Below are 12,535 nucleotides of genomic sequence, written 5' to 3'. Positions count from 1 at the left end.
GCGCCGGCGGACGGGGGTGAGGGAGTGGGCCGGCCGAAGAAGGAGCGTCTGCTGCTGCGGGTCAGGGTGGCGGGCAGGGGCCCTGCCGGTTCACCCAGCCCGTGACTGAGGCGGCAGGGCTCCTCGTTGCTCAGTGCTGGACGGGTTCGTTGGTCAGCTTCTGACCGCGCAGCAGGAACCAGGCGACGGCTGAGGCGAGCAGCAGCAGGACGGCGCCGACTCCGGCGGCAAGGGCCACGCCGTCGACGAAGGACTCGCGTGCCGCCTGGAGCAGTGCCGTGGCCGTGTCGGCGGGCATCTGCATGGCGGCCACGACGGCTCCGGCCAGGGACTCGTGTGCTCCTTCCGGGGTCCCGGCCGGTCCGGTGAAGTCCTGGTAGATGTTGGTGACGACCGATCCCAGCAGGGCGATGCCCAGAGCGGTGCCCAGTTCGTATGCCGTCTCCGAGACGGCGGATGCGGCGCCTGCCTGTTCCTTGGGGACGGCGGTGAGGATGATGTCCGAGGTGATCGTGAACGACAGTCCGGCACCGAAGCCGACGATCAGCAGGGTGGCTCCGATCAGGGGGTAGCCGGTGGTCTGGCTGAGCGTGGTCAGTGCGGCCAGGGAGAGGCCGATGACGGCCAGGCCGCTGGAGACGACCACGCGCACCGAGTAGCGTCGCGCTGCGGCGCCGGCGATCAAGCCGGCCACGACCGCGCCCGCGGCGGCGGGGAGTTCGGCGATGCCCGCTTCGATGGGCCGCCGGTCCTGGACGAGCTGCAGGTACTGGGAGAGGAAGAACAGCAGTCCGGAGAGGCCGAGGATGGTCAGTACGTTGGCCAGGACGGCGCCGCTGAAGCCGCGGTTGCGGAACAGCCGGACGTCCACCAGGGGGACGGGCAGGGCGCGCTGCCGCCGGACGAACCCGTAGAGGGCGGCCGCACCGAGCACGCCGGCGGCGAGAGTGAGCCAGCCGAATCCTTCGGACGCGGCCTCCTTCACGGCGTAGACGACGCCGACCATGCCGATCAGCGACAGGAAGACGCTCGGCAGGTCCCACGGCCCCGGGGAGGGGTTGCGCGATTCCGGCAGCATCTTGATGCCGACGATGACGAGCAGGGCCATCACGGGCAGGTTGATCAGGAACACCGAGCCCCACCAGAAGTGCTCCAGCAGCACGCCGCCGACGATCGGGCCGACCGCCATGCCCGCCGAGGCGGCGGCGCTCCAGATACCGATGGCGAGGCTGCGCTCACGCGGATCGTGGAAGAGGTTGCGGATCAGCGCGAGGGTGGAGGGCATCAGCGTGGCGCCTGCAACACCGAGCAGCGCCCGGGCGATGATCATCGTTTCGGGGGTCTGCGCGTAGGCGTTGAGTATCGAGACCAGCCCGAACGCGGTCGCCCCGATCAGCAGCAGGCGCTTGCGGCCGATGCGGTCGCCCAGGCTGCCCATGGAGATCAACAGGCCGGCGATCACGAACGAATAGGCGTCCCCGATCCACAGCAGCTGGGTCCCTGAGGGCTGAAGGTCCTCGCTGAGGTAGGGCGTGGCCAGGCCGAGGACGGTGGCGTCCACCGCGACGAGCAGTACGGCCAGGACCAGGACGCCCAGGGCGATCCAGCGGCCCGGAGCCCGTTGTGTGCTGCCCAGCTCAGTCTTGGGAAGGGACTGGGTCATGACGCGTCCTTCCGCATCGCGCCGCCGAGCAGCAGCTCGACGATCATGTGAGTGAAGTCGTTACGGGCCACACGGCCCTCGATGACGGCCCAGCTGCCGGCGGCCAGCAGGCCGTACAGAGCTTCGGCCAGCCACGCCGCACTCAGGTCGATGCGGAACGCGCCCTCCTCCTGGCCCCGGCGGAACAGGTCGGTGAGCCGGTCGTCGATGCGAGACCAGCCCGGGTTCTGCTGCCCACCCTCGAACAGCTGGTTCTCGGAGTAGAGAAAGGTGAGGAGACTCGCATGGGGTTCAATGGCGCGGATCAGACGGCGTACCGCCTCCTCGGCCGGCCCTTCCTCCAGGCAGGCCGTGTCCAGGGCCGCCTCACACTCGGCGATGCCGAAGTCCTCCAAGGCACGTACCAGGGCGTCACGCCCGGGGAAATGGCGGTTCAGCGTCGCCCTGCTGATCCCTGCGGCCCGCGCGACCTCTTCCGTGGTCGCCGTGGCCTTGCGTGACAGCAGATCCGCAGTCGCACGCAACACATCATCACGATCAAAGCTCATGAGCCGATGGTAACCCATGTGAGACAACTATGTCTCATTCGCTGCCAGGGTGACTTCCTCTCGGGGGCGCCGTCCCGCTCGAGCCGGAGAGGCATTCCGACCACCCCTGCCGGATGTGCCCCTCTCGCTCGAGTCGCACCTCTGCGCATTGACAAGCCATTACCCCTCTCCTTAACTGTACTGACAAGTCAGACTAGTTTGGAGGGTCAATGGCAGCCGAGATCGTGGGCACGGCAGGGCGGCCTGTTCGCCGGCGGGCGCTCGTGGTGGGCTCCGGGATGGCTGGATGCGCCGCCGGGTGGTGGCTGGAGCGCGAGGGGTGGGAGGTCGTGCTCGTGGACAAGGAAGTCGAGCCGTACCCGAGCAGTTACCTGCTGCAGTTGGATGCTCAGGCGGTGCGAGTCCTGCGGCTCATGGGGGGCCAGGAAATCCTCGATGAGGTCACCTTCGCGGCACCGGCGATGTCGGTACGGTGGGGCACCCGCAAGGTCCGCCAATTCAAGGTCGATGGTGACGGCGAGTGGCGGCTCACCCGCCGTTCGGTGTTCCTGTCGCGGCTGTTCGCTCACCTGCCGGCCGCGGTGCGGACACGCATGGGTGTCGGGCTCGAGGCGCTGGAACACCGCAGCGACGACGTTCTGGCCCGGTTCAGCGATGGTACGACCGAGTCGTTCGACATGGTGGTCGGGGCGGACGGGCTGCACTCGACTGTGCGCCGGCTGACGTTGGCGTCCGAAGCACGGAGCGTCTATCTCAATGGCCTGACCCACGTGTGGATCAACGCCGACACGCCGCTGCCCGACGGACGGGCGGTGATCGCTTTTCGCGAAGGGACGCTGTCGATGATCTATCCGTTCCTCGACACGGACCAGACGTCGGTCATGACACTTCTTCCCGTCCCGACCTCCGTCAGGCCGGACAAGTCCATGCTGGTCGAGCAGGCGTGTGACATCGTCGAGCGCCTCGGGCCGGACATGCGGACGGTCGCGGTGGCGGCACGGAAGTCCGAGGACACCAAGCTGACCCGGTTCTCCCAAGTGCGGTTGCCGCGCTGGTACACCCGCCGGGTCGTGCTCCTGGGCGACGCCGCCCACTGCATCGACCCGGTGTCCGGGATGGGGGCCCACGCATCGTTGCCGGGCGCGAAAGCGCTGGCCGAGGCCCTGCGCGACACGGATGACATCACGGTTGCCTTCGCGCGATACGAAGCCGAGGTCCGCCCCTTCGCCACGACGGCACAGAGCATCACGGCGCGGGCCGTGGAATTCAGCACCGGCGTGCAGGGAAGCAGCCGGGCAGCCACCCTTGCCGGAGGCGTCGGCGACCTGCTGACCGCCATCCCGGCAACGCTGACGAGACGTAACAGCCGCAGGCGGGCCGTGCGCCGGGCATGAGCCCCTCGCCCTCTCCCAGGCCCCCGACCGTCATGACCCCGCACGGCGGTCGGGCACACTGTTCGCCGAGAGATGTCGCTACCGCAGCTGAAAGAGATCGATGGGACGCACAGCAGGACGAGGGCCCGAGGACACCAAGCGGTTGATCCTGGACGCCGCGAGGGGCGTCGTCGTGGCGCAGGGGGCCCGGGCGACCCTCGATGACGTGGCGGCCGCGGCGGGTATGACTCGCGGGGCCGTGATCTACCACTACACCTCGAAGAACGCCTTGTGGGTCGCGCTGGCCCGCGACGTGCTTGTCCAGTTCCAGCAGGTGGTGCAGGACCACATCGAGGAAGGGCTGGCGCCCGGCCGCCTGGCGCGCGCCTTCATCAGTGCGTCGCTGGAGGGCGATGCGATCGATGCCGTCGGGGAGCGGCTGTTCCTCCTGTCCGCCCTCGCCGTCACCCCCGGGGTGCCCGAGATCGTCGCCGAGGACGGGGCTTACTGGAAGGCCGAGATGGCCGACGACGGGCTGTCGGTCGGAGCGCGTACCGTCATCCTCAACGCCGTCGACGGCGCCGGCCTGATGACCGGGTGGGGGCTCAAGCCCGACCGCGCCGAACTCGTCGCCCTGCGCACCGAGCTGGAACGTCTCGCCACCCCCGGCTCCTCCTGATTGTTGCGGGACGGGGCCACGGTGTCGGCTGGTGGTCAGCGACGGTCCGAGACGGGGGCAGCCCGTCAGAGTATCCGGCCCGTGGACGCGGCTTGCTCAAGCGCCGGGCCGTCCCCACGGATGTCGAGATCGGTACAACGGGTCTTGTCGATGTGCGGGCGGACGGGGAGAAGGCGGGCACGGGAACGCTTGGCCCAGTAAAGGGATGGCGCGCCCGAACCTTCACATGACTTGGGTCGACGCACCTGAAGGACCACCGCGGGACGGCGCACCGGCGGCAGCCGTGATCACGGGACGGCCCCGTCGGTCTTGCCGACGATGCCACGGCGACTCACCGGGCTGAGCTGCCCACCCTCCGCTCCTCGTCGCCGGATCCGGACGACTGTGCCGTCGAGGGCTCGTACGCCGGCCCAGACTGCGGTCCGCTCCGGAGTCACGATCGAGCGCTCATGATCACGAGGCGGCGACGCTCGATCGCGCCAGGATTGAGCTGGGCCATCGTCCCTGCATTCGGCGATTTCGAACGACAGGGCACGTTCGGCACCGCGGCAGGCGCTCACTGTCGCCTGAGGGGCACGCGTGCCTGCGCGCACGCGGGGAGGGCCCGGCAGCCGGGCCGGTTCCCGTCACGAGGTCTTCGCGTTCTTCGCACCGCCAGCAATCTCACCCGCTTGAAACTGGACTGACACGTCAGTACAGTTGTTGTCGGATGCAGGAGAGAGGCCGTCAGGCCACACACGAACGGAGCGCGACCATGAACAGCGCCAGTACCCGATCCACCGAGGTCGTCGTCGTAGGTGCCGGACTCGCAGGGCTCACGGCAGCGGACCAGCTAGCACAAGCGGGTTACGACGTCATCGTCGTCGAGGGCCGCGACCGCATCGGTGGACGGATTCACACGGTCGAGGTCGCGGGTGTAGCCGTCGATGCCGGAGCGACCTGGGTGGCACCGCACCACGAGGCGGTACGCGATCTCGCGCGCCGGTTCGACTGCGAGTTCGTGCCGCAGTTCCACCAGGGCAAGGGGGTCATGTCCTTCGGAGGCAAGCGCAAGATCGAGAGCGCCACTGCCATGGCGCCCTGGGGGATGCTCGACATCACGCGGATCCTGAACGACCTGCAGAAGATGGTCGACGACCTTCCCGTCTCGTACCCCTGGGAGCACCCCCGAGCCGCGCACCTCGATTCGATGTCGCTCGGCGAATGGCTGACCTCCAAGCACGCCCTGAAGGACACTCGAAAATTCTTGACCATGTTCAGCCTGGTGCAGTGGGGTGCGCCCGTCAGCGACGTGTCACTGTTCAACGCGCTGCGGTACATCAAGAACCTGGGCGGTATCGAGTTCATGCTCACCGTCGAGGGCGGCGACCAGCAGGACCGGGTGCTGGGAACGACGCACAAGCTGGTCAGCAGGCTCGCCGACACCCTGGAAAACAGCTTGCTCGTCGGCTCCCCGGTAGAGCGCATCACCACACTCAAGGACCGCCTCACGGTCGAGACCGGCAAGGACACGATCGAAGCCCGGTACGTCATCGTGACAGCGTCCCCGACGCACCGCTCGACCATCGAGTTCACTCCCGCACTCCCGCAGCGTCACTACGGGCTCTCCCGCAGCTGGCGGCTGGGAGCGCTCAGCAAGGCCTTCGTCGCCTACGACCGCCCCTTCTGGCGCGACGAAGGCCTGTCGGGAGAGGGAATGTCCGACGACGAGACCGTCTTCCTCACCTTCGACGTCAGCCCGGACGCCGACGGCCCCGGCATCCTCATGGTGTTCTGTGACGCACGCGGGTTCGACGCATACGACGAAGCCGAGCGCCGCAGCCGCGTCATGAAGCACCTCATCCATCTGTACGGTGAGCCCGCGCGCCGCGCCATCGACTACACCGACTTCTCCTGGGGCAACGACTCCTTCGCACCCGGCGGGCCGAACCCGGCAGTCGGGCCGAAGGCGTGGACCACCTTCGGGCCCTTCCTGCGCGAGCCGGTCGGACGCATCCACTGGGCCGGCAGCGAGACAGCCGATGAGACGTCCGGCAGCATGAACGGCGCGATCCTGTCAGGCCGGCGCGCAGCGACCGAAGTGGCAGACCGTCTGTACTCCGGGCAGTGACACCACCCACCCGCCCCGGTCCCGCCACTTCGCCGCCGGAGCTGCCGTCTGCTGCCTGCTCCTCCGTCGCGATGCCACCAAGTAGGGCCCGGTGCCCCACCTGCCGTCCCCATGCGCCCTCCAAAAGCCACATCCGTAGCGCTCTCGCAGTCACGAAACTGCACGGAAGAGGAGACCCTCCTTGAACACCCCCGCGCCCCGAGCTCTGATCGTCGGCATGGGCATCGGCGGTCTCGCGACCGCGATGCGCCTGTACGAGATCGGCTGGGAACCCGTCATCATCGAGCGGGCCCCCGAGCGCCGCGCCGCAGGCTACTTCATCGGCCTCTTCGAGACCGGCCGCGCCACCGCCAAGCGGATGGGCATCCTCGACGCCATCGGCAACCGCACCGACCTCACCAGCATCACCTACGACGTGGAGCGGAACGGACGCCGCCGTCCTGGCATGGGATACGGCGACCTGCCCGGCGGCCCTCGCCTGATCCTGCGAGGCGATATCGAGGCCGCTCTCCACGACACCGTCGCCCCCCGCACCGAGATCCGCTACGGCACCACACCCTCCGCCCTCGACGAACACCCCGACGGAGTCGACGTCACCCTGCGCACCACCACCGGCGAGGACACCGCGGAAACCACCGAGCGCTTCGACCTCGTGGTCGGCGCCGACGGGGTGCGCTCCACCGTCCGCCGCCTCGCGTTCGGCCCCGACAGCCAGTTCATGCGCCCGCTGAACCACATCGTCGCCGCCACCGTCATGAAGGAACCCCTCCCCGGCTACCGGCCCCAGGACGGCGTCGTCCTGGCCGAACCAGGGCGTTCGGTGTGGACCTTCCCCTTCACCGACCACCAGCCTGGACTGCTGTTCAACTACCGCACGGACAACGAGGACGCCCAGTTCCGCCGCCCGCCCATCGAGTCCCTGCGGGCCGCCTTCGGGCCGGAGCCGACCGGCCCTGTCCTGGAGCACATGTTCCAGCAGTTCGAGCAGGCCGACGACTACCTCTTCGACTCCGCCCACCAGGTCGAGATGGACACCTGGCACACCGACCGGATCGTCGTGCTCGGTGATGCCGCGTGGTGCCTGACCCTCTACTCCGGCATGGGCGCCTCCATCGCGCTGGCAGGCGCCGACCTACTGGGCACTCTGCTCCAGCGCAATCCCGGCAACGCCACCCGCGCCCTGCGGGAGTGGGACCAGAAGCTGCGCCCCTTCATGGCCCTCCAGCAGAGGTCCGCCCGCACCGAAGGTCTGCCGACGTTCGTCCCCCAGACCCGCAAGGACATGGTCGTGCGCACCGCCATGCAGAGGGTGTTGACCAACCGGACCGGCAAGAAGGTCGTGTCGGCCCTGATGGCCAAGGCATTCAAGGAGATGTCCATCGACATCGCCGCCGTCTGACCCCACCGCTTCACCGATTGCCCGCCACCGCTGGAGAAACGATGAACACTGCGCGTCATGAGCACCGGCGACGAGCTGATGCGCTGAATCCTCCGATACTGCGGGCCGGCGTCCGGCGAGCCCGTTCTCAGGCACACTCAGGCATGGGAACCGGGCGAGTGGCGTCATAGCCACCATGCAGTCGGAACTGGTGCGTTGTGGCCCGCTCCATCGGGCCTGGGCAAGGCGTACGCGCCAACTTCGACCCCGGGGATTGCAAGACCGGGTGGCGAACAGGTGCCAGAGGTCGAGCTGTTCGTCGGAGCCATGAACGGTTTCACGAACCCCTTCAGTCACCGCACCGTCGGCTTCGAGGATCCGATCGAGGCGGTTCACGCGGTCCAGTTGGCGAATGCTGCTGAGTCAGGTCAACCGAATTCGGGTCAGGAGTCTGAGAAAGCTTCCTGGCAGTAGCGGCCTCCCGCTGGGCCCGCAGTGCGTCATTCCATTTCTGGGTGAACTCTCGAGTCAGCTTCCGGCTCGTGAGGTAGGCCATCACTACGCGAATTAGGACCCCTGCAAGTCCCGTTCCGCGCAAAGGTATCCACCACCGTATTCATCTCACGGTGCTTGAATGCCGTCCGCTTTCGCGTGTGCTCCTCCGGGGCATGCGTCCATTCCGGTGGTGATCCCGGTTCCGTTAGGTTGGGCTTGATGATCGCGAAAAATAATAAGCAGAAGAAGGTCGCCGTGAAGGTGGCGGCTGATTCCACTGCGGGGGATGAGTGGGCGGCGGAGCGGAAACTGGGCTCGCGGGCACCCGGGTTCATCCGGAAGTCAAGGCTGCTTCACCTGGGCTGGCAGGTCGGGATCTTCGTCGTTGGTCTCGCCGTGGTCGGGGCCGGCGTCGCGATGCTGGTACTTCCCGGGCCAGGCTGGCTGGTGATTTTCGGAGGCATGGCCATCTGGGCGTCCGAGTTCGTCTGGGCGCAGACCGTCCTACGCTGGACCCGGCGCAAGGTCACCGCAGCCGCTCAGCGCGCACTCGACCCCAAGGTACGGCGACGCAATATCATCCTCACCACGGCGGGACTCGTGATCATCGCGGCGCTGGTCGGGATCTACGTCTGGGAGTTCGGCATGATCATGCCGTGGAATATCAAGCAGTGATCCAGTACGGACGCCACCGACTGTGGTCAGCCGACGAAACGTGGGAAAGGCGAGCCCGTACGGCGGTGCCAGGCCGGCCCCCGTGCAGCAACTCCGTCATCCCTGTCAGCGTGCCCTCGCCGGTGATCTGAAAGACCGTCTGTGTGAGGCTTTCGTCGCGTAACGTGACACCTTAGCGTGAGCCGGGATCGACCCAGATACGCAGATGCCCCAAACTCCTCGGGGGCTGACCGGTGATTCGGATACGGGAGCTTCTGGTGTCCCTCGGGATCGCGGGACGGTGCGGTGGGGAGCGCGCGTCACAAGCGAACGCTGCACCGTCACAAGCGAACGCTGCACCGTCACATGTTCGACCCGGATCGAGCGGGATTCAGCCGGACGGAAACGGGCCGCTTTGTCCGGTGTTTCGGCATCGTCGCAGGTGAGAGGCATCACGCTTTTAGGGGAGGGACAGGCCGCTGCTTCGGCCACTGCCCCATGCCCCATGATCCGCGACGCCGTCCCTCACCGCCCACCTGGCCCTGACCGCTAGCCGCCCCCTGCTGGCTGCCGCCCCGGCCGTACCTGAGCCTTGATCTCCGGGCAGGTAAGGGTCGGGGTGAGAGCGAGGCCGAGGAACTGGCCCGGCTGCGGGCCGCACGCAGCTTCGGAAGGGCAACAAGGAGCTCGGCATGGAGCGTGATGTCCTCGCACCCCGCACCGGTCCCGTCAGCGGCCTCGCTCGACGGTTCACGGCGCGTGTTGACTTCGCCGTCTAGTGCAGATTCACTAGAGCGACACTGATGCTCATGCACTACGACCTAGCGGCGTGGGCAGCTGACGACAAAGGTCCCTCACACGATGGGCCCATGGGCCGCGCTGCGGGCGTACGCCCGCACGGAGAGGTGCAGACGCCGTGACCGTTTACCCGTTCACTTCGCATGCAGTGGTTCATTCGGGCGTCGCACGCGTGATGCTCGCCGGCGAACTCGACCTGGACACGGCCTCCTACGTCCATGAGGCGGTCACGGCCTGCCTGGTGAAGCAGCCAAGGAGTCTCTGTCTCGATGTGACCGGCGTGTCCTTCTGCGACTGCGCCGGCCTGAGTGCCCTGCTCAGGGCACACGCATCCGCTCGGCAGGCGGGAGTGGCCCTTGTCGTGGAGGGGGTCGGATCTCAGTTGGCGCGACTGCTCTCCTTGACCGGGGCCGTCGACGTCCTCACCCAACCGAACTCGCGCACAGACGGGGAGACGACTGTGCGCGCTTCGGGAACAGCCGCGCCTCCCCCCGACGCCGGGCCCCCAGCCGCCGCACAGCCGCCACGCCAGGAGCTTCCGGTATGACCGGTGCGGCTACCACCTGCAAGAATGAACCGATGTCCACCTCTTCCCCGCACAGCCGACCGCTCAGGATCCTGGTGGTCGAGGACCACGACATGGTGGCCGAGGCGATTTGCCTCGCCCTGGAGCGCTCACCCGATCTACAGATCGTGGGGCGCGCGGCGTCGGTGGCAGCGGCGCTGGCCGACGCGAGGCACTGTGAGCCGGACGTCGTTCTGATGGACCGGCGCCTGCCGGACGGCGACGGGGTTACCGCCATCACCGACCTACTCGCACTCGTTCCTTCCGCGCGGGTGCTCATTCTGGCGGGCGAGGGAAGCGGGTCGGTGGCAGCACGCGTTGCGGAGACTGGTGGAGCCGGCCTGATACTCAAGGCCCGGGGCCTGAGCGATCTCGAGGACGCCGTTCGCAGGGTGGCTGCGGGCGAGATGGTCTTCAGTCAGGACCTGTTGGGCGACGTGTTGGAACGGTTGACCGGCAGGGCGCCGGCGCCGGGGGCGAACCTCACTCCGCGGGAGCTGCAAGCTCTGCATCTGCTGGCAGAAGGCCACACCACCGCGGAGCTCAGCGATCAGCTGGGGGTTGCGCTGAACACGGGGCGCAATCATGTCCAGCGGGTCCTGGAAAAGCTGGGCGCCCGGTCCCAGCTGGAAGCTGTCACGATCGCGCGACGTGAAGGACTTCTGAAGTGACGGGGAAGTGGGTGCGGAAGCCGGCGGCCCCTTTGTCGGAGACGGCCTTCACACTGCTGGTTCAGGGGGTGTTGGACTATGGCATCTTCATGCTCGACCCGCAGGGTCACATCATCAGTTGGAACGCGGGGGCGGAGCGGATCAAGGGGTACAGCGCATCGGACATCCTGGGGCAGCACTTCTCGGTCTTCTACCCGCCGGAGGACCAGTCGTCGGGTAAGCCGCAGTGGGAGCTGGAAACCGCGGTAGCCGAAGGCAGGCTGGAGGACGAGGGCTGGCGCGTCCGTAAGGACGGTTCCCGGTTCTGGGCCAACGTGGTCATCACCGCTCTGTGGGACGAGGAAGGCGTACTGCAGGGATTTGGCAAGGTCACCCGCGACATGTCCGAACGGCGGGCGGCGGAACAGGCCTTGACCGAGCGTCGACGGTTGTTCAGTCACCTGGTTCAGGCGCAGGAGACGGAACGGCGCCGCATCGCGTGGGACGTCCACGACGACTCCATCCAGGCCATGGTAGCCGTGGGGATGCGACTGGAGCTGCTGGCGGAGCGGGTGCCGGAGGCTCACGCCTCGGAGCTGCGGCGTCTCGAGGCAACGGTACGCGAAGCCATCGGCCGCCTGCGGAGTCTGACTTTCCGGTTGCACCCGCCCGGGATCGACCGGCATGGCCTGGTCGAAGGGCTTTCAAGTCACCTGGACGACGTCGTCCGCTCCACCTGGGGAATGGAATATTCATTCGAACACCAGTTGGACCGCGAGCCCACGCCCGAGACTGCCATCACCATCTTCCGTATCATCCAGGAAGCCTTGTTGAACGTGAACAAGCACGCACGGGCGAGCAGAGTGGATGTCCGCCTCGCGTCTGCCGACGCCGGCATCGTGACGCTCGTCGTGGACGACGGGGCCGGTGCGTCCCGGTCCGAGGACGGTACTCGCACTCATTTCGGGGTCATCGAGATGCGGGAGCGAGCCGAGACGGCAGGCGGCTGGTGGTCCATGACCAGCCGCCCCGGTAAGGGCACCACGGTCGAATTCTGGGTGCCGAACCCACCCCCGGCTCCGGCCTCGGAACTTTCGGATGATGCGCCGTGAGCGCGGAAACACCGGAGAGGCGTCCTGGCTCGCCGTTCCGCGTGATCCTCTGTGACGACAACGTGATGCTCCTGGAGATCCTGAGCGAGGTCGTTCAGGCACAGCCCGACATGGAGGTCGTGGGCAGCGCGTGCAACGACGATCAGGCGCTCCAGCTCGCGAAACGTCACCAACCGGACCTCGTGATCCTGGACGTCCGCTTCCCGGGCGGCGGGCCCTCCGTTGCCAAGGAAATCGCACGGTGCTCACCGGCCAGCCGCATCGTGGCCTTCTCCGCATACGACGACACAGCGTCCGCCCAACAGATGAGGAGCGCCGGCGTTTCCGAGTACGTACTCAAAGGCATGGCCAACAGGGAGCTCCTCGCGGCCCTGCGACGGGCAGCAGAGGAGTCCCGCTGAGGCGGCGGCAGCAGGTGCGTTACGCGCCGACTTCTCAAGCAGCGCGTAGTCCTTGTGCTCGCGACGAAGGCCAGTACGGCTCCGGGGAGTCGGCTGCACGTGCGGTGCC

At 67.6% G+C, this 12,535-nt stretch carries 11 protein-coding genes; 9 read left to right on the top strand and 2 right to left on the bottom strand.

Going from position 1 to position 12,535, the window contains the following annotated elements:
* Positions 1-130: 130 nt before the first annotated feature.
* Positions 131-1,663, bottom strand: coding sequence for an MFS transporter (locus AB0P41_RS01865; protein WP_356707608.1), 1,533 nt, complete (start codon positions 1,661-1,663; stop codon positions 131-133).
* Positions 1,660-2,211: a helix-turn-helix domain-containing protein gene (locus AB0P41_RS01860; protein WP_356707607.1), complete on the bottom strand. Its 552-nt coding sequence runs from the start codon at positions 2,209-2,211 to the stop codon at positions 1,660-1,662. The genes AB0P41_RS01865 and AB0P41_RS01860 overlap by 4 nt, the downstream gene beginning before the upstream one ends.
* Positions 2,212-2,420: 209 nt before the next feature.
* On the opposite strand from AB0P41_RS01860, the gene AB0P41_RS01855 reads away from it, so the two are divergent.
* The 9 genes from AB0P41_RS01855 (at position 2,421) to AB0P41_RS01815 (ending at position 12,426) form a co-directional block, all read left to right on the top strand.
* The gene (locus AB0P41_RS01855) at positions 2,421-3,605 is read left to right on the top strand and encodes an NAD(P)/FAD-dependent oxidoreductase (RefSeq protein WP_365929461.1); all 1,185 of its coding nucleotides are present in this window, start codon (positions 2,421-2,423) and stop codon (positions 3,603-3,605) included.
* Between the two features lie 100 nt (positions 3,606-3,705).
* Entirely contained in the window at positions 3,706-4,263 is a 558-nt protein-coding gene (locus AB0P41_RS01850) for a TetR family transcriptional regulator (protein ID WP_365929459.1), read from the top strand.
* Positions 4,264-5,017: 754 nt separating this feature from the next.
* Entirely contained in the window at positions 5,018-6,373 is a 1,356-nt protein-coding gene (locus AB0P41_RS01845) for a flavin monoamine oxidase family protein (RefSeq protein ID WP_356707604.1), read from the top strand.
* A 181-nt stretch (positions 6,374-6,554) separates the two neighbouring features.
* Positions 6,555-7,772: an FAD-dependent monooxygenase gene (locus AB0P41_RS01840; protein ID WP_356707603.1), complete on the top strand. Its 1,218-nt coding sequence runs from the start codon at positions 6,555-6,557 to the stop codon at positions 7,770-7,772.
* Between the two features lie 693 nt (positions 7,773-8,465).
* Positions 8,466-8,921: a TIGR02611 family protein gene (locus AB0P41_RS01835; protein ID WP_365929457.1), complete on the top strand. Its 456-nt coding sequence runs from the start codon at positions 8,466-8,468 to the stop codon at positions 8,919-8,921.
* An 895-nt stretch (positions 8,922-9,816) separates the two neighbouring features.
* Positions 9,817-10,245, top strand: a complete 429-nt coding sequence (locus AB0P41_RS01830) for an STAS domain-containing protein (protein ID WP_365929455.1) — start codon at positions 9,817-9,819, stop codon at positions 10,243-10,245.
* 32 nt (positions 10,246-10,277) lie between these two features.
* The gene (locus AB0P41_RS01825; RefSeq protein ID WP_365929454.1) at positions 10,278-10,934 is read left to right on the top strand and encodes a response regulator transcription factor; all 657 of its coding nucleotides are present in this window, start codon (positions 10,278-10,280) and stop codon (positions 10,932-10,934) included.
* Entirely contained in the window at positions 10,931-12,025 is a 1,095-nt protein-coding gene (locus tag AB0P41_RS01820) for a PAS domain S-box protein (protein ID WP_365929453.1), read from the top strand. Before AB0P41_RS01825 ends, AB0P41_RS01820 begins: the two co-directional genes overlap by 4 nt.
* A complete protein-coding gene (locus AB0P41_RS01815; protein WP_365929451.1) occupies positions 12,022-12,426 on the top strand; it encodes a response regulator transcription factor in 405 nt (134 codons plus the stop codon). The genes AB0P41_RS01820 and AB0P41_RS01815 overlap by 4 nt, the downstream gene beginning before the upstream one ends.
* Positions 12,427-12,535 lie beyond the last annotated feature (109 nt).

Origin of the sequence: Streptomyces sp. NPDC079167, assembly GCF_040686735.1 — a bacterium.
Classification (GTDB): Bacteria; Actinomycetota; Actinomycetes; order Streptomycetales; family Streptomycetaceae; genus Streptomyces.
The sequence above is the reverse complement of the archived record's forward strand: the minus strand, read 5'-3'. Positions and strand labels throughout refer to the sequence as shown.

Bases quoted from the DNA above. Each gene is read 5' to 3' on its own strand.
- AB0P41_RS01860 (WP_356707607.1), bottom strand. From the start codon at position 2,211: ATGAGCTTTGATCGTGATGATGTGTTGCGTGCGACTGCGGATCTGCTG.
- AB0P41_RS01865 (WP_356707608.1), bottom strand. From the start codon at position 1,663: ATGACCCAGTCCCTTCCCAAGACTGAGCTGGGCAGCACACAACGGGCT.
- AB0P41_RS01835 (WP_365929457.1), top strand. From the start codon at position 8,466: ATGATCGCGAAAAATAATAAGCAGAAGAAGGTCGCCGTGAAGGTGGCG.
- AB0P41_RS01850 (WP_365929459.1), top strand. From the start codon at position 3,706: ATGGGACGCACAGCAGGACGAGGGCCCGAGGACACCAAGCGGTTGATC.
- AB0P41_RS01855 (WP_365929461.1), top strand. From the start codon at position 2,421: ATGGCAGCCGAGATCGTGGGCACGGCAGGGCGGCCTGTTCGCCGGCGG.
- AB0P41_RS01825 (WP_365929454.1), top strand. From the start codon at position 10,278: ATGTCCACCTCTTCCCCGCACAGCCGACCGCTCAGGATCCTGGTGGTC.
- AB0P41_RS01845 (WP_356707604.1), top strand. From the start codon at position 5,018: ATGAACAGCGCCAGTACCCGATCCACCGAGGTCGTCGTCGTAGGTGCC.